At 58.8% G+C, this 17374-nt stretch carries 11 protein-coding genes and 1 rRNA gene; 7 read left to right on the forward strand and 5 right to left on the reverse strand.

Features of this window, described 5'->3' with window-relative positions:
• The 4 genes from rrf to recD form a co-directional block, all read left to right on the forward strand.
• Window positions 1-88: ribosomal RNA gene (gene rrf, locus AC1DIH_RS15990) — 5S ribosomal RNA — on the forward strand; the annotation flags it as partial.
• A gap of 154 nt (window positions 89-242) precedes the next feature.
• Entirely contained in the window at window positions 243-3695 is a 3453-nt protein-coding gene (gene recC / locus AC1DIH_RS15995) for an exodeoxyribonuclease V subunit gamma (RefSeq protein WP_477772422.1), read from the forward strand.
• Entirely contained in the window at window positions 3692-7381 is a 3690-nt protein-coding gene (gene recB / locus AC1DIH_RS16000) for an exodeoxyribonuclease V subunit beta (protein WP_477772423.1), read from the forward strand. Before recC ends, recB begins: the two co-directional genes overlap by 4 nt.
• The gene (gene recD, locus AC1DIH_RS16005; protein ID WP_477772424.1) at window positions 7378-9465 is read left to right on the forward strand and encodes an exodeoxyribonuclease V subunit alpha; all 2088 of its coding nucleotides are present in this window, start codon (window positions 7378-7380) and stop codon (window positions 9463-9465) included. Before recB ends, recD begins: the two co-directional genes overlap by 4 nt.
• A gap of 65 nt (window positions 9466-9530) precedes the next feature.
• Here recD and AC1DIH_RS16010 read toward each other — a convergent pair whose 3' ends face one another.
• The 4 genes from AC1DIH_RS16010 to AC1DIH_RS16025 all read right to left on the reverse strand — a co-directional run bounded on the left by AC1DIH_RS16010 (window position 9531) and on the right by AC1DIH_RS16025 (window position 13934).
• Window positions 9531-11069 carry an amino acid ABC transporter permease/ATP-binding protein gene (locus AC1DIH_RS16010; protein ID WP_477772425.1) on the reverse strand — a complete coding sequence of 513 codons (1539 nt, stop codon included), beginning with the start codon at window positions 11067-11069 and terminating at the stop codon, window positions 9531-9533.
• Between the two features lie 99 nt (window positions 11070-11168).
• Window positions 11169-11969 carry an ABC transporter substrate-binding protein gene (locus AC1DIH_RS16015; protein ID WP_477772426.1) on the reverse strand — a complete coding sequence of 267 codons (801 nt, stop codon included), beginning with the start codon at window positions 11967-11969 and terminating at the stop codon, window positions 11169-11171.
• 42 nt (window positions 11970-12011) lie between these two features.
• Window positions 12012-13070: an isopenicillin N synthase family dioxygenase gene (locus AC1DIH_RS16020; RefSeq protein WP_477772427.1), complete on the reverse strand. Its 1059-nt coding sequence runs from the start codon at window positions 13068-13070 to the stop codon at window positions 12012-12014.
• Window positions 13071-13082: 12 nt separating this feature from the next.
• On the reverse strand, window positions 13083-13934 hold the full coding sequence (locus tag AC1DIH_RS16025; protein ID WP_477772428.1) for a sugar phosphate isomerase/epimerase family protein: 852 nt from the start codon (window positions 13932-13934) through the stop codon (window positions 13083-13085).
• Window positions 13935-14284: 350 nt separating this feature from the next.
• Between AC1DIH_RS16025 and yfiR the strand changes: the two genes are divergently transcribed.
• The 3 genes from yfiR to yfiB are packed head-to-tail and all read left to right on the forward strand — an operon-like array spanning window position 14285 to window position 16634.
• Window positions 14285-14860: a regulatory sequestration protein YfiR gene (gene yfiR, locus AC1DIH_RS16030; protein WP_477772429.1), complete on the forward strand. Its 576-nt coding sequence runs from the start codon at window positions 14285-14287 to the stop codon at window positions 14858-14860.
• Window positions 14857-16125, forward strand: a complete 1269-nt coding sequence (dgcN, locus tag AC1DIH_RS16035) for a diguanylate cyclase DgcN/YfiN (RefSeq protein ID WP_477772430.1) — start codon at window positions 14857-14859, stop codon at window positions 16123-16125. Before yfiR ends, dgcN begins: the two co-directional genes overlap by 4 nt.
• Before the next feature lie 5 nt (window positions 16126-16130).
• A complete protein-coding gene (gene yfiB, locus AC1DIH_RS16040) occupies window positions 16131-16634 on the forward strand; it encodes an outer membrane lipoprotein YfiB (RefSeq protein WP_477772431.1) in 504 nt (167 codons plus the stop codon).
• 117 nt (window positions 16635-16751) lie between these two features.
• On the opposite strand, the gene AC1DIH_RS16045 is transcribed toward yfiB, so the two are convergent.
• Entirely contained in the window at window positions 16752-17315 is a 564-nt protein-coding gene (locus tag AC1DIH_RS16045) for a histidine phosphatase family protein (protein ID WP_477772432.1), read from the reverse strand.
• Between the last annotated feature and the right edge of the window lie 59 nt (window positions 17316-17374).

A 17374-nucleotide genomic window follows, 5' to 3' on the forward strand; every position in this document is an offset into this window, starting at 1 on the left:
CTGATCCCATCCCGAACTCAGCAGTGAAACGATGCATCGCCGATGGTAGTGTGGGGTTTCCCCATGTGAGAGTAGGTCATCGTCAAGATTAAATTCCGAAACCCCAATTGCGAAAGCAGTTGGGGTTTTGTTTTGCCTGCGAGAAAGTTCGTACGGCAACATCGGACAGCTCCCGGCTGTCACAGTCACCTGACAATGCTAAGGTTCGGCCCTAGCTTTTGCATTTCTCCAAGGAAGCCCTTATGGCGGACGCCTCGTTCCTCAGTGCTGGTTTTATGGTGGTTCACGGCAACCGCCTGGACGAACTGCGTAGCCTGGTGGTCAGCTGGATGCGGCGTTATCCGCTTGCCCCCCTGGAAAATGAAATCGCTCTGGTGCAGAGCAATGGTATTGCCCAATGGCTGAAGCTGGCATTGGCCGAAGACCCTGAAGATGACGACATGGGCGGCTGTGGCATCGCTGCGGCCATTGATGTGCAGTTACCCGGCAGCTTTATGTGGCAACTTTATCGATCAGTGCTCGGGCGTGATGAAATTCCAGCGAAATCATTGCTGGACAAAGCCCCTCTAACCTGGCGATTGATGCGCCTGTTACCAGAGCTGATCGATCAACCACATTTCGAACCACTGCAACGCTTCCTGACTCACGATACCGACCTGCGTAAACGCTATCAGCTCGCTGAGCGGCTTGCGGATCTGTTTGACCAGTATCAAGTGTACCGGGCGGACTGGCTGGAAGATTGGGCAGCGGGTCGCCATCAACTGCGTAACGGTAGAGGTGAGAGCAAACCGCTCACACCGGCCAACTGCTGGCAGGCTGAGTTGTGGCGTGCGTTGTTGCTGGATGTCGGTGAGGAAGGCATGGCGCAAAGCCGTGCAGGCGTTCACCAACGCTTTATCGAGACAATCACTGGCCTGGACACTGTACCTAAGGGATTACCTTCACGGGTGATAGTTTTTGGCATTTCTTCGCTACCTGCTCAAGCCCTGGAAGCACTCGCAGGATTGGCTCGCTTCAGCCAGGTTCTGCTCTGCGTGCACAACCCATGTCGTCACCACTGGGCCGACATCGTCGCCGATAAAGACCTTTTAAGGCATCAGTACAAGCGGCAGGCGCGCAAGACCGGCATGCCGGTCGTACTTGACCCTCAAACCCTGCATCAACATGCTCACCCGCTGCTGGCAGCCTGGGGTAAGCAAGGGCGCGACTACATCAACCTGCTCGACAGTTATGACGATCCCAACAGCTATCGATCAGCTTTTCGCGATGGACGTATCGACCTTTTCAGCGAAAGCCAGCCATCGAACATGCTCAATCAATTGCAGGACGACATCCTTGAGTTACGCCCGCTGAATGAAACCCGCCTGCTCTGGCCTGCGGTCGATCTGAAGCAGGACGAGTCGATCCGTTTTCACATTGCCCATAGCGCACAGCGTGAAGTGGAGATACTCCACGATCAGTTGCTCGCGCGCTTCAGCGCTGATCCGCAGTTACGCCCACGCGATGTGATAGTGATGGTTCCGGACATCGACAGTTACGCTCCACACATCCGCGCCGTGTTTGGTCAACTTGAGCGGGAGGATCGGCGCTTTATCCCGTTTACGCTGACCGACCAGGGCCAGCGTGGTCGTGACCCGCTGCTGATCGCGGTCGAGCATTTGCTCAAACTGCCTGACAGCCGTTTCCCGGTCAGCGAGATTCTCGATTTGCTGGACGTTCCTGCATTGCGCGCCCGATTTGGCGTAGAGGAGCGTGACCTGCCGACCTTGCATCGCTGGATCGAAGGGGCTGGCGTTCGCTGGGGTATGAACGCGCAACAGCGTGCCGGTCTTGGTTTACCTGATGAGCTTGAGCAAAACAGCTGGCGTTTTGGTTTGCGTCGCATGCTTCTGGGGTATGCCGTTGGCAGTGGTCATTCCTGCGATGGCATCGAACCTTACGATGAAATTGGCGGACTGGATGCGGCACTGATCGGCCCATTGGTAGCTTTACTCGATGCTTTGCAGATCGCTCACGCGGAACTCACGCAACCGGCATCGCCCGAGCAATGGGGCGTGCGCCTGCAAGCGTTGATGCAGTTATTTTTTCTGGCCAGTAATGAGCATGACGACTATCTGCTGGCCCAACTCGAGTTGCTCCGCGAAACCTGGCTGGAGACTTGCGAGTCGGTTGGTTTGCAGGACGAATTGCCACTGACAGTGGTCCGTGAAGCCTGGTTGGCCGGTCTCGATCAGGGGCGTTTGTCCCAGCGCTTCCTGGCCGGCGCAGTAAACTTCTGTACGTTGATGCCGATGCGGGCAATCCCGTTCAAGCTCGTTTGCCTGCTGGGTATGAACGACGGTGATTATCCGCGTGCGCAGCCGCCACTGGATTTCGATCTGATGGGCAGCGATTACCGCCCCGGTGATCGGTCTCGGCGAGAGGATGACCGCTATCTATTGCTCGAAGCCGTGCTCTCGGCGCGGGACCAGCTTTACATCAGTTGGGTCGGGCGCAGTATTCGCGACAACAGCGAGCGCCCCGCATCGGTATTGATCGGTCAGCTGCGCGACCATCTGGCTAACGGCTGGAAAAACACCGACGGCACTAAAGAACTCCTCGAGGCGATGACCCAGGAGCATCCGTTACAACCCTTCAGTGCCCGTTATTTCCACGAAGGCGATCAATTGTTCAGCTATGCCCGGGAATGGCAGCTGTTGCATGAGCAACATGACAGCACTCAAACCTTGGAGGTGCTTGATGCCTATGTTCAGGAAGAACCGCTGAGTCTTGGTCAGCTACAGGATTTCCTGCGTAATCCCGTCCGGCATTTTTTCAGTCAGCGTCTCAAGGTGTTTTTCGAAGCGGCTGAAGCGCCTTTGGCAGATGAAGAGCCCTTCGTGCTCGATGCACTGCAACGCTACAGCCTGAGCGACAGCTTGCTTGAAGCTGCGCTGGCTAGCCCCGATCAACCTGAACAAGCTCTGCATGCACAGGCCAAAAGGTTGCAGGACAGCGGCTTACTGCCGATGGCCGGTTTCGGTGAGTGCTTGCAACGCGAGTTGATCGAGCCGCTACCGGATCTGCTGCAACGTTATCAACAGTTGCTGGCATTGTGGCCAACACCGCAAAACAGTGCTTTGCCGGTGACGCTCCAATTGCAGGGAGTGAGCCTGGAAGGCTGGCTCAGCGGTCTTCATCAATGCAGCGATGGCGGGCTGCTGGCTGTCACTACGATCCCCAACAGCATTGGTTCGATCAAGACCCGCAAGTGGCATCGTTTGACTCGTCCTTGGGTTAATCACCTGGTGGCTTGCGCGAGCGGCTTGTCGATGACTACGGGGTTGGTGGCCAGTGACGATACCTTGCTGCTTGCCCCTATCGAGCAAGATGCCGCGCTGAAAACCCTGGGCAATCTGTTACAGGCCTGGCAATCAGGTATGCGCCAGCCATTGCCCGTAGCGGTAAAAACGGCTTTCGCCTGGCTGGGCCAAACTGATCCGCTCAAAGCCGAGGCTGCCGCTCGCAAGGCCTATGAGGGCGACGGTCAGACCACCGATGGCGAGCGCCGCGAAAGCCCTGCACTGGCTCGCCAGTTTGCCGACTACAACGCCTTGATTGCCGACGAAACCTTTGTCGATTGGTGTGACGCGCTCTACCGTCCGCTGATCGAAGCCCCATGGCGCTCATTGACCAGTGAGGAGTCGCACTCATGACGGCGAAAGGCCCTCTGGCATTAGCCTTCCCGCTTCGCGGTAGTCAACTGATCGAAGCCAGTGCTGGCACCGGCAAGACGTTCACTATTTCCGCCCTCTATCTGCGCCTGGTGCTTGGCCACGGTGACGAGTCTGCCGGATTTGGCCGTGAGCTCCTGCCACCGCAAATCCTCGTGGTGACCTTTACTGATGCCGCCACCAAGGAACTGCGTGAACGGATCCGCACTCGCCTTGCCGAGGCCGCGCGGTTTTTCCGCGACGAAACGCCAGCGCCCGATAGCCTGATTGCCGAGTTACGGGGGCAGTTCAGTCCCGAACAGTGGTCCGGCTGTGCGAACCGTTTGGACATCGCCGCACAGTGGATGGATGAGGCGGCCGTTTCGACGATTCACAGTTGGTGCCAACGGATGCTGCGCGAGCACGCGTTCGACAGTGGCAGTCTGTTCACCCAAACCCTGGAAGTTGATCACAGCGATCTGCTCGGTGAAGTGCTGCGCGATTACTGGCGGCTGTTTTGCTACCCGATGCAAGGTGATGCGTTGAATTGGGTTCGCAGCCATTGGGGCGGCCCGGCTGCCTTGCTGCCACGGGTACGCGGGTTGTTCGCCAGTGAGCGTGATAGCGCTGAAGGGAAAGAGCCTGCCGAGCTGATCACGGAGTGCCTGCAAGCTCGACGTGAAGCGTTGCTGGAGCTCAAGGCACCTTGGCGGCAATGGGCGCAGGAGTTGCGTGAGATCTGTCTGCAAGGCGTCGCCAGCAAGTCTGTCGACGGGCGCAAGATGCAGGCGCGTTACTTCGAACCCTGGTTCGAGAAAATCAGTGCCTGGGCCGAGGATGACAGCGTTGAGCAACTGGATATCGGCACCGGCTTCAATCGTCTGACACCCGATGGCATGGCTGAGGCCTGGAAAGGTCAGGCACCGAGTCACCCCGGCCTGGACGCCATGCCCGGCCTGAAAGCCAGTCTCGACGCATTGCCGACCCCGGACGCCGCAGTCCTGAAACATGCCGCGCAGTGGGTGGGGGCGCGTTTTGAAGAAGAGAAGCGTCGGCGTGCTGAAATGGGTTTCGACGACATGTTGCTAAGGCTCGATACTGCATTGCGAGCCGAAGGTGGCGAGCGTCTGGCGACGTTGATTCGCGAGCAGTTTCCCGTCGCATTGATCGACGAATTCCAGGACACCGACCCGGTCCAGTACCGGATCTTCGAAAGTATCTATCGTATTGAAGACAACAACCCCGAATGCGGGCTGTTTCTGATCGGCGACCCTAAACAGGCGATCTATGCCTTCCGTGGCGCCGATATCTATACCTACTTGCGCGCGCGCCAGGCAACGAGTGGTCGTTTGCATACCCTGGGCACCAACTTCCGCTCCAGTCACGGGATGGTCGATGCGGTGAACCACGTGTTCCAGCGTGCCGAAGCTCGCGAGCAGGGGCGTGGTGCGTTTCTGTTTCGTGAGAAAAACGGCGAAAACCCGGTTCCATTTCTGCCGGTTGAATCTCAAGGCCGCAAAGAGTCTTTGCAGATCAACGGTCAGGCCGTACCCGCCTTGAACATCTGGCAGCTGTCCAGCGAGCAACCATTGTCCGGTGTTGTGTACCGACAGCAACTGGCTGCGGCTTGCGCCAGTGAAATCACGGCATTGCTCAATGGTGGTCAGCAGGGGCGTGCGGGGTTTGTCCGGGATGCAGAGGATCTACAGGGGTTGCTCCCGGCAGATATCGCGATTCTGGTACGCGATGGTAAAGAGGCCCAGGCGGTACGCAACGAGTTGTCCGTGCGAGGTGTGCGCAGTGTTTATCTATCGGACAAGGACTCGGTGTTCGCGGCCCAGGAGGCTCACGACCTGTTGAGTTGGCTGAAGGCCTGCGCCGAGCCGGATGTCGAGCGACCGCTGCGTGCCGCGCTGGCCAGCATCACCCTGAACCTGTCACTGACAGAACTTGAGCGCTTGAACCAGGATGAGCTGGCCTGGGAGAAGCGCGTCATGCAGTTTCGCGAGTATCGGGTGATCTGGCGCAGTCAGGGCATTCTGCCAATGTTGCGCCGGTTGCTGCACGATTTCGAATTGCCTCAGGCCTTGATTGCTCGAAGCGATGGTGAGCGGGTCCTGACCAACTTGTTGCATCTCTCGGAGCTGTTGCAACAAGCCGCCGCCGAGCTCGATGGCGAGCAAGCCCTGATCCGTCATTTGTCCGAGCATCTCGCGCTGTCCGGGCAGGCCGGCGAAGAGCAGATTCTGCGTCTGGAAAGCGATGAGCAACTGGTCAAGGTAGTGACCATCCACAAGTCCAAAGGCCTTGAGTATCCGCTGGTTTTTCTGCCGTTCATTTGTTCGGCAAAACCGGTGGACGGCAGTCGCTTGCCGATGCACTACCACGACGCGAACGGGCAAGCCCAGATAACGTTGAGCCCAACCCCTGAGTTGATTGCCCTGGCAGACGATGAGCGCCTGGCTGAAGATTTGCGTCTGCTCTATGTGGCCTTGACCCGAGCCCAGCATGCTTGCTGGCTGGGTGTCACCGACCTCAAGCGCGGCAATAACAACAGCTCGGTGCTGCACCTGTCGGCATTGGGCTACCTGCTGGGTGGCGGCGAAAAGCTGGCCGAATCGACGGCGCTGAAGCGTTGGCTGGAAGACTTGCAGCAAAACTGCAGCACATTGAGCTATGGCGAGATGCCTGAAGCCACAACCGAACGTTTTCTCCCGCCACGCAATGAGGCAACGTTGCTCGCACCGCTGATACCGAAGCGCAAGGCGGCCGAGAACTGGTGGATCGCTTCCTACAGTGCGTTGCGCATTGGCGATAGCCTGAGCGCTGGCAGCGACGAAGCGCCGGAAAGCCCGCAAGCGCAAAAGCTTTTCGATGACGAGCGACTTGATCCCGATGCGCCACGCGAAGTGCTCGCCAGCGGTGGTGATATCCATCGCTTCCCGCGCGGGCCGAATCCCGGGACTTTTCTCCATGGATTATTGGAGTGGGCGGGCGACGAAGGTTTCGCCGCAGACCCGAAATCCATCGAAGACGCCATTGCGCGCCGCTGCAACCGCCGCGGTTGGGAGGGCTGGATCAATACCCTGCGCGACTGGCTGCAGCACTTGTTGCAAGCGCCGTTATGCATCGGTGCCGAGCAACCGCCGGTGGTGTTCGAGCAACTGACCGAGTACCGGGTCGAAATGGAATTCTGGTTTGCCAGCCATAAAGTCGATGTGTTGAAGCTCGACGAACTGGTGCGCCAATACACCCATGCCGGCGCTTCTCGTGTCGTTGCCGAGCCCGTACTGCTGAATGGCATGTTCAAAGGCTTTATCGACCTGACGTTCGAGCACGCCGGGCGTTACTACGTTGCGGATTACAAGTCCAACTGGCTCGGTGCTGACGATTCGGCCTATACCGAGCAGGCCATGGAACAGTCGATGCTCGATCATCGCTATGACCTGCAATACGTGTTGTATCTACTGGCACTGCATCGCCAGCTCAAGGCGCGACTCGCCGATTACGACTATGACCGGCACATGGGTGGCGCCTTGTACCTGTTTCTGCGCGGCACCCGGGCACCTGGCCAAGGCGTGTATTTCACCCGTCCGCCACGGGAATTGATCGAACGTCTGGACCGGTTGTTCCAGGGAAAACCAGAACCCAAGCCTGAACCGGCCTGGGAGCAGGGTGTATTGCTATGAGCCGTTCCTTTGCCGATTTGTTACCCACGCCGTTGACGGCCGAGAGCCTTGCGCAACTGACGCCGCTGAGCCGTGCCGATGACCTGCTGCTGTTGCTTGAACGCTGGGTCGAGCGTGGCTGGCTTCGAGCCTTGGACAAAGCCTTTGTCGCCTTCCTCCACGAACTGGCGCCCGATGGCGATCCGCTGGTGTTGCTGGCAGCAGCCTTGACCAGCCATCAACTGGGACACGGGCATGTGTGCCTCGATCTGTTCGAGACGCTCAAGGAGCCGGACTTCGCGCTATCCCTGCCGCCGGAAGGCGATCTGCAGACCGGAACCCTGTTGTTGCCATCACAATTGCTTGAAGCATTGGAGGGCGCTCACTGGTGCAAGGTCCTGGCATCCAGCAGTCTTGTGGCACTGGCTGCCRATGGGGGCGACGAAGCAATGCGGCGTCCGTTGGTGTTGTCCGGCAAGCGACTGTATTTACGCCGTTACTGGACGTACGAACGGCGCATCGACAGTGCGCTGCGCCAACGACTTATCGTCCATGAACCAACACCCGATGACCTGTCCGAACGCCTGAGTGGCCTGTTTGGCCAGGCCAGTTCCAGCGCGCAGATCGATTGGCAGAAACTCGCCTGTGCCCTGGCCACCCGTGGTGCATTCAGCATCGTTACGGGCGGGCCTGGAACCGGTAAAACCACCACGGTTGTGCGTTTGCTGGCGCTGCTCCAGGCGCCAGCCGTGGAGGCGGGCAAGCCACTGCGGATTCGACTTGCCGCACCCACGGGCAAGGCCGCCGCGCGGCTGACTGAATCCATCAGTCAGCAAGTTCAAACACTGCAAGTCGCCGAGAGCGTCAGGGACAAAATCCCCTCTGACGTGACCACGGTCCACCGTCTGCTCGGCAGCCGGCCGGGCACCCGGCATTTCCGCCATCACGCCGGTAATCGCCTGCCGCTGGATGTGCTGGTGGTCGACGAAGCCTCGATGATCGACCTGGAGATGATGGCCAATCTGCTTGATGCGTTGCCGACGCATGCCCGGTTGATCCTGCTCGGTGACAAGGATCAGCTGGCGTCGGTGGAAGCAGGTGCCGTACTCGGTGATCTGTGCCGCGATGCCGAGGCCGGTTGGTACAGTCCGCAGACCCGCGATTGGCTCGAGGCCGTCGGTGGCGAAAAACTTGGTTCCAGCGGTTTGCAGGAAGACACCGACGCCCGTCATCCGCTGGCCCAGCAGGTCGTGATGCTGCGTCACTCGCGGCGCTTTGGCGAAGGCAGCGGCATTGGTCAACTGGCACGCTGGGTCAATCAGCAGCAGGCCGATGAGGCCCGCAAGCTGCTGGCTGCCCGCAGTCATGCCGATCTTTTTTCGCTGGCTCTCAAGGGCGAGCAGGACAGGGCGCTGGAGCGGCTATTGCTCGAAGGCCAGGGCGAAGGTCCGCAGGGGTATCGACATTACCTGAGCCTCTTACGCAACCAGCGTCCGTCCTTCAACTCACCTCCCGACGATCCATGCTGGGTCGAGTGGGCGCGCAATGTCTTGCAAGCCTTCGACGCTTTCCAGCTGCTGTGCGCCGTGCGCAAGGGGCCATGGGGTGTCGAGGGGCTGAATCAGCGGATTACCGGTGCGTTGCTCAAGGCGCGGCTGATCGACAGTGATCAGCAATGGTACGAAGGGCGTCCGGTACTGATGACCCGCAACGATTATGGTCTGGGCCTGATGAATGGCGACATCGGTATCGCCCTGAAATTGCCTGAGCGCGATGGCCTGGAGGGCGGACGCCAGGTGCTGCGCGTCGCTTTTGCGCGTAACGATGGTCAGGGCGGCGTGAGGTTTGTACTGCCCAGCCGACTCAATGACGTGGAAACCGTCTACGCCATGACCGTGCACAAATCCCAAGGCTCCGAATTCGCCCACACGGCGTTGATCCTGCCCGATGCGCTGAACCCGGTGCTGACCAAAGAGCTGATCTACACCGGAATCACTCGCGCCAAGGACTGGTTCAGCCTGATCGAACCACGTACCGGGATTTTCGAAGAGGCCGTACGACGCAAGGTCAAGCGCTTGAGCGGGTTGATGCTGGAACTGGGGTGAGCGGGTGCAGTGCGGTGGCGAGAGGATTTGACCTTTCGCCATCAAGACCCGGCCTGCTCCGAGGTCTACTCCGCTGCCAGCGCCATTTCGGTCTGGGCGGTCAGGCCCATGAAGCGTCGAACACGTTCGCCGGTCTGCTTGTTGCGTATGGCATACGGGCTGGCATCCAGCTGAATATTCCCGTTTTCCATGAAAATCACCCGATCGGAAATCGACATCGCGAAGTCCATCTCGTGGGTCACGATCAGCATGGTCATGCCTTCTTTGGCCAAATCGCGGATCACGTTCAAAACATCGCCCACCAGTTCCGGATCAAGGGCCGAAGTAGGTTCGTCGAACAGCATGATCTTCGGCTCCATGGCCAATGCCCGGGCAATCGCTACCCGTTGTTGCTGACCGCCGGAAAGCTGATGCGGGTATTTGTGCGCGTGGGCCAGCAGTCCGACCTTGTCCAGCAGTGCATAGGCGCGTTGTTCACTCAAGGGTTTTGCGCCGCCGTGGAAGCGCGGCGCCAGAGTGATGTTGTCGAGAATGCAGCGATGGGGAAACAGATTGAAGTTCTGGAAAACCATCCCGATATGCCGCACGCCACTACGAACCCTGGCGCTGTTGGGGGTGTCGTTGGAGCCGATGAAGCTTTCGCCGAAAAGCATGATCTCGCCCTGATCAATACTTTCCAGTCCATTGATGGTGCGAATCAACGACGTTTTACCTGAGCCTGACGGGCCGATGATCGAAATCACCTGGCCACTGCCGACAGTCAGGTCGATGCCCTTGAGCACTTCGTGATTGCCATAGCGCTTGTGGATCTTCTCCAGTTGTAGCACCGGTACCGCACCGCGATTGACCGGGAGGTCGGCAGTGCTGGTCAGCGGTTGGGATTGGGCCTTGAGTTGGCTCACGGCGGTTTCGTCGAGGGTTTGCGGCTTGCGTTGGTTCAGATCCAGATGGCGTTCCAGTCTTTGCAAAAACCAGCCGAACACGCTGACGATAAACACGTAATACACCGCTACCGCTGCAAGGGTTTCCATGACCAGGAAGTTCTGCGCGTACAGGCGCTGGCCGACGGTCAGCAGTTCGGTCAGGGAGATCACCGAAATCAGCGACGTCAGTTTCACCACCGTGATGTATTCGTTGATCAAGGTCGGCAAGGAAATGCGAAAAGCCTGAGGAATCACGATCAAACGCTGCAAACCCAGGAAGCCGATACCCAGCGCGCGTCCGGCCTCTTTCTGACCCTTGGCGACCGAAATCAGGCCACCGCGATGGATCTCTGCCATATACGCCGCTTCGGTGATCACCAGCGCGAACAACCCGGAGTAGAACGGGTTGGACAGGACCGAGCCGGTCATCGGGAATAACTGCGGCAGGTTGTAGACGAAGACCACCAGCACCAGCAGCGGAATACTGCGGAAGAACCAGATATAAGCCGTCGCCGGAAGTCTGAGCCAGGCCGAAGTCGACAGTTTGGCCGAGGCCAGCACAAAGCCCAGCAGCATGCCGATGAACCAGGCCAGGGCACTGAGTTCGATTACGGTGACGCAGGCTTGCCAGAAGGCGGAGTCTGCGAACAGGGAGAAGAAATACGTCCAATCGAATTGCATAAGTACCTCGAACCGCATTGAAATCTTCGCGGGTAAGCCGCTCCCGCATAGGGAGCGGTACTTTTGTAGGCGCGTGCTGGCCCGCGAAGGGGCGTCGCCTTAGTTGGACGCTTCTTCCAGGTTGTACTTCTTCAGGATAGCTGCGTAGTCACCGCTTTTTTTCGCCTCATCAAACGCCTTGAGCAGCGCCTGATAGGTCTCGTCATTGCCTTTCTTGACGAAGATGCCGAGGGTTTGCGGATAGACCAGATGCTGGGAGGTGATCACTACACGGCCGTTGGTGTGTTCGGCGATCATCTTCGCTGCGCCGGCGATTTCCATTTGGGCCTGGATATTTTTCGATAGCAGGGCCTGGGTCACTTCCGGTGCCGACGGGAACTCGCTGACAGTGATGGCGCCCTTGTTGTTCGGCACGCAATATTCGGTCGAGAGTTTCTTCAATTGAGCGACCCAGGTGGTGCCTTGCTCCAGTCCGACTTTCAGGCCGCAGAGGTCCTCTGGGGTTTGCGCATTCAGACCGCTGTCTTTCGGTGCCATGATTGCCGCGCCCGTCACCGCGTAGCCAATGGTCATGGCTTGAGTCTGACGCTCTGGCGTGATGTACATGCCGGAGATGATCGCGTCGTAGTGCCCGGAGTTCAGGCCGGAAATCAGATTGGGGAACTTGGTATCGACGAACTCCGCCTTGGCTTGCATCTGCTTGGCCAGGGCTTGAGCCAGTTCCGGATCGGAGCCGACGATATTCTTCTGGCTGTCATAGGATTCGAACGGCGGGTAGGTGATTTCCATGCCGATTTTCAACTGACCCGGTGTGGCGGCGGAAGCCATGCTGGCAGTTGCACAAAACAGGCTGGCGGCGAGCAGGGACAAACGGGCAGCACGGTTATTTTTGTAAAGCATTTTCGGTGACTCCGATTAGAAAGTAGTGGCCGACAGCAATGATCAGGACGGTTGCGTCTGATTTTTCAGGTGCCCGAAGCTCGAAGGCTTACGCGCCTTCTCCGGCAACGTGATTTCTCCGTTTTCCACCCGCTTGCGCAGGTATTGGTAAGTCTGCAGCGCCTGGCCGTACATGTGTTCGCCAATGGCGATCTGCTCATACTCTTGCCCGGTCTTGGCGAAACCTGGCAGGGGTTTGATCTGGGTATGGAAGTCGCAGGCATAGAACAGCGGGAAGGAGTAGCGCTCTTCGCTGACACTGCGGACACGGTGAGCCGTTGCAACGAACGCACCCGCGGTCATGACTTCGAGCATGTCGCCGATGTTCACCACGAACGCCCCTGGAACAGGCGGTGCATCGATCCACTGGCCAAGATTGTTCATCACCTCCAGCCCGGGTTTGTCAGCCAGCAAAATGGTGAAGCACTCGTAGTCGGTGTGCGCACCAATCCCGGGTGCATCCTGAGCCGTGCCGTCGAACGGGTAGTGGATCAGCCGCAGCTTCGAGGGCGGCCGGGTGACCATGCTGTCGAAATAGTCTTCCTCCAGGCCCAATGCCAGGGCGAAGCCACCGAACAGCCGTCGACCGAGGGCGAAGATCGCGGCGTAGTACGCCTGTACGGCTTCCTTGAAACCTGGCAGCGACGGCCATTCATTCGGCCCGAGCAGCGGCGTGTTAGCCAGCACCAGCGGGTCGTTTTCCGGAACTTCGAAGCCGATGTCGAAAGCTTCCTTATGATCCGGTTTGCCCTTGGCGTAAACCTCTTCACCTTCCGGGACAAAGCCCTTGTGGGTCTTCGAGGTGCCGATGTAGTGCTGCATCTTGGTGTCCAGGGGCTGATCGAAATAGTCTTTGGCTGCCTGGCGCAGGTTGGTGATCAACTGCGGATCGATGCCGTGGCTGGTGATGTAGAGGAAGCCGACGTCACTGGCGGCCACCCCGAGCTGTTCTGCAACGACCAGCCGATGTTCCCGTTCGATGCTGAACAGGCCGGCGATATCCACCACCGGAATGCTCTTGAAGTTCGCTTGGGGCGTAGTGTTATTGATCTGCTCAGACATGTTGCAAGCACCTCACGCGAGGGTTGAGTAATTGAAGCGATCGAAGTGTTCGCGCTCTGTGTTGGCCATCCAGATATTCAGCGACCATAGGTCGGCGACCGGCACATTGGTGAAGGGCAAGTGGTGCAAATAGCCGTCGGCACCGAACTCAGGCGTCAGGGTGCTGACCTGATAGCCGCGAGCCTGTTGGGAGTGCCAGATGGCTTCCCAGTGCTGTTGATGGAAGGCCAGTTCCCGGGCGTATTCCGGGGCGGCGGGATGGGGAACCTGCGGGCCTTGGTCATAACCGACCCGGGCCTGGATATGGTGCACGCGCTCGACGAAGGCACTCAGGTCGTCCGCCGGATCATTCAACAACCGCTCGCACGTCACGACCCAATGGCTGATATCGCTGGTGAACCGCAGGTCGGGTAGCTGCCGGATCAGTTCAAGCGTTAGCCAAGGGTTGAACAGTGAACGTGAGCGATGGGTTTCGAAGCTGCAGAATTGCCCGTGCTTGCGTGCCAGCGCCATGGCCTGGCCGAAGAACTCCACCTGCTGCGCCAGCGGCCAACGGTCATTGCCGGCCAGGACATTGACGAAGCGTGGATTGAGCTCGGCAGCCCAAGCGAGTTTTTTGTCCAGATCAAGAAGGTGTTCGGTGGGCGGCGCTGATTGTTCCGGCAGCACGTCATAGGCGGTAAACACGGTGCTGATGTAAGCCAGTTCATTGGCCTTTAGAAAGGCGCCGAACTCGGCTCGCTCGCGGACTTCCAGCGGCAGGCGAGCTTCCATGCCATCGAAGCCGGCGTTCAACAACTCATCGAGTGCCTGGGCCTTGCTCGCGCTATAGCCCCAGAGGGTACGGAATATTTCCAGTTTCATCGGTGAACCTCCACGACGCCTTCAACTACTCAAGGCTCGACGCCGGCGCATGACCGAATCGAGCTGTTATGGCAGTAGCAAAAGGTTTTCATGAGTCGGGTCTCGGTGGATCCGTTCTCACTTACGTCGCTGTCAGCTTTTATTGTTATTAGGACCGCAGTGCGGTTACAGGTCACGTTGGTGCCGATGGTAGGCATGGGGTGAAACAGAGAAAAATAGGAAACCCCAAATTGTTACTTCAGGATTTTATAAACAAATAGGCGCCTATCAATGCTCGCTGTTTTCGTGAGCGTTTCACCGGATATGCTATCGTTGCGGCATCATCCACGACGATCAACGAGAGTTCCCGCATGAAGCTGGCTGTCTGGACGACAGAACGCATTGCTGGCTGGAAGCAGCTACTGCTGGCCGGCCTTTTCTGTTTGTGGGGCTTCCCTGTTTTCGCCGAGCCGCAGGCGCTAGTGAGCATGGCTGATCAGCGCGCCATGTCGGTCACGCAAGTGGTGTTGGGAATCCTCAGCTACGCTCGCTGGCCAGTGGAGCCAGCGCAATTGCGGTTATGCGTGGTCGGTCCCACCGAGTACACCGACGATTTGCTCAAAGGCACCACTCAAGCCACGGGGCGTCCGGTGGTCGTTCGGCGACTGTTGGCCAATTACCCGGCGATCGCCAGCGAGTGTGACGCGGTCTATATCGGCAAACTGACCAATGAAGAGCGCAGCACGCTCTTCGCTTCATTGGCAGGCCATCCGGTGCTGAGTATCAGCGAGGGCGGCGATCAATGCACGGTAGGCAGCCTCTTTTGCCTGCGGGTCAGTGACAATCAAGTCTCGTTTGAGGTCAACCTCGATTCGGTAGCCCGCAGCGGTGTACGCATTCACCCCAGCGTCTTGCAACTCTCGCGCCGTAAAGCGGCGGCCCCATGAGCCTGTTCAGGTCCGGTAACCGCCCGACTCTGCAATCGGTCATTGGCCGTGGACACCTGATTGTCGCGTTGGTTGGGGTGGCCATGGCCAGTCTGTCCCTGACCCTGCTCGGGGTACTGGCCTTGCGGGTGTATGCCGATCACAACCTGCAGCTGATTGCCCGTTCGATCAATTACACCGTGGAAGCTGCGGTGGTGTTCAACGACAGCGCGGCGGCGACCGAAGCGCTGGCGCTGATCGCATCCACAGAAGAAGTGGCCGATGCCCAGGTGTTCGATGAAAAGGGCCAACTGCTCGCTCGTTGGCAGCGACCGGAAACCGGTCTGGTTTCCGAGCTGGAAATGCAGATCGCCCGAGTACTTCTGGAAAAACCGATCAATATGCCGATCCACCATCAAGGTCAGGAAATCGGCAGCATCCTGCTGACCGGGCATGGCGGCAGCCTGATGCGCTTTTTGCTCAGCGGCCTGGCCGGAATTGTCGTGTGTACGGCAGTCAGCGCCTGGGTCGCGTTGTATCTGGCACGCCGTCAACTACGCGGGATTACCGGCCCACTGCGCAGCCTGGCCGAGGTCGCTCACGCCGCGCGCCAGGAGCGGGCCCTCGATCGTCGTGTGCCGCCAGCACGCATTGCCGAACTCGACAGCCTGGGCAACGACTTCAATGCCTTGCTCGATGAACTGGAGTCCTGGCAAACCCACCTGCAAAGCGAAAACGAAACGCTGGCCCACCAGGCCAGCCATGACAGCCTCACCGGTTTGCCGAACCGGGCGTTTTTCGAAGGTCGGCTGATCCGTGCATTGCGCAACGCCAGCAAACACGATGAACGGGTTGCCGTGCTGTTTCTCGACAGCAACCAGTTCAAGGGTATCAATGACAACTTCGGTCACGCCGCTGGCGATGCGGTGCTGATTGCCGTTGCAACCCGAGTCCGGGCGCAATTGCGTGAAGAGGATCTGGTCGCGCGCCTGGGCGGTGACGAGTTTGCTGTGCTGTTGACGCCGTTGCACAACACCGAAGACGCCGAACGAATTGCCGAAAAGATCATCGCCAGCATGGAGCTGCCGGTTCAGTTGCCGGGCGATACCCAGGTGGTGACCTCACTCAGCGTTGGCATCGCCATTTACCCCGATCATGGCGCCACGCCGGGTACACTGCTCGATGCCGCCGATGCGGCAATGTATCAAGCCAAACGTCTCGCTCGAGGCGGGCAATATACGGCAGGGTCGGAGCACCTTGTCGCCAACGTTCAAACCAGGAGTTAACAGCCTTGTTTTCACTGACCCAGCGTTCCCTGCGATTCTTTACCTTTACCTTGCTCATGGCCGTGCTGGCAGTGAGCGGTTGCCAGACCGCACCGCAAAAAGGCCTCAGCCCGGCGCAAATCGTGGTGCTTAAACAGCAGGGTTTCGAATTGACCGAGGAGGGCTGGGCCTTCGGTTTGTCGGGCAAGGTGTTGTTTGGCAGCGACGTTGATCACCTGAACCCGCAAAGCACCGAAATCGTCGAGCGAATCGGCAAGGCGCTGCACGGTGCCGGCATTGAGCGCGTGCGGGTCGATGGCCACACCGACACGTCGGGTAAAGAGGCCTATAACGAGCAACTTTCCCTTCGCCGCGCCAAGAGTGTCGGCGCGGTGCTGACCAGCGTTGGCCTGCGCGAGGAGAACATTCGGCTGCGCGGCCTGGGCAGCGCCGAACCGGTGGCATCCAACACCACCGTCGCCGGACGCACCGAGAATCGCCGGGTATCGATCGTGGTGAGCGCTGACTAGTCAGCGAAGTGCATCGTTCGGGTTTCCCCCATCAATAGCGCCTGATTCTGTTCGGTCACGGCGCGGATGCGTTTGCAGGTCATAAGCCGAGTGTGTCCCGGTTACTATCGACGTGCCTTAACTCTGATTCATTCGATAGACCATCGCGCTCCAGTAACGGTTGCCATTGCGTTTCTGGAGAGTCCATCCGGCAGCCTCCAACTGCTTGGCGATCATTCGATTCATGAAACCGTGACCGAGCAACAGGACCGGTCCTGCGCTCGCAAGGGATTGAAGTTGTTGAGCGGCCTCGGTGGCCCGAATCCTGGCCTGACGGACAGACTCGACCGTCCCTGAGAAGCCGCATAACCATGAGACTCGAAGGATAAATGCCCACGTAAACGGTGAAAGACGCAGCAGTCTCCAGCGGCCATGGGGCAGCTGCGCCTCGCAGAAAATCGCGTCTACCAATGTCGGCTGAAGGCCCAGCGCCCGAACGGATGTCAGAGCCCGAGGCGCACTGCTCGATACGACCACTTGGGCGGTAGCGGCCAGTTGCACACTCGCCTCTGGGGCGGGCTGGTCGATGATTTCGGATAGGTTGTATTGCTCGATCCAGCGTTTCATATCAAGCGCTGAAACCTTGTTGACCACGGCCAGATTCGGCTGCCCATGGCGCATCAGGATGATCTCCCTGCTCACTGTGCTTACGTCCTTGTCTTACTGCCCCAAGAGTGCAGAGAATGCACCCGGCGGGCATT

It is taken from the genome of Pseudomonas sp. 05N36, assembly GCF_056397385.1.

Excerpts from the sequence above, each read along its gene's own strand:
- recC (WP_477772422.1), top strand. The coding sequence starts at position 243 with ATGGCGGACGCCTCGTTCCTCAGTGCTGGTTTTATGGTGGTTCACGGC.
- recB (WP_477772423.1), top strand. The coding sequence starts at position 3,692 with ATGACGGCGAAAGGCCCTCTGGCATTAGCCTTCCCGCTTCGCGGTAGT.
- AC1DIH_RS16010 (WP_477772425.1), bottom strand. The coding sequence starts at position 11,069 with ATGCAATTCGATTGGACGTATTTCTTCTCCCTGTTCGCAGACTCCGCC.
- AC1DIH_RS16015 (WP_477772426.1), bottom strand. The coding sequence starts at position 11,969 with ATGCTTTACAAAAATAACCGTGCTGCCCGTTTGTCCCTGCTCGCCGCC.
- AC1DIH_RS16020 (WP_477772427.1), bottom strand. The coding sequence starts at position 13,070 with ATGTCTGAGCAGATCAATAACACTACGCCCCAAGCGAACTTCAAGAGC.
- AC1DIH_RS16025 (WP_477772428.1), bottom strand. The coding sequence starts at position 13,934 with ATGAAACTGGAAATATTCCGTACCCTCTGGGGCTATAGCGCGAGCAAG.
- yfiR (WP_477772429.1), top strand. The coding sequence starts at position 14,285 with ATGAAGCTGGCTGTCTGGACGACAGAACGCATTGCTGGCTGGAAGCAG.
- dgcN (WP_477772430.1), top strand. The coding sequence starts at position 14,857 with ATGAGCCTGTTCAGGTCCGGTAACCGCCCGACTCTGCAATCGGTCATT.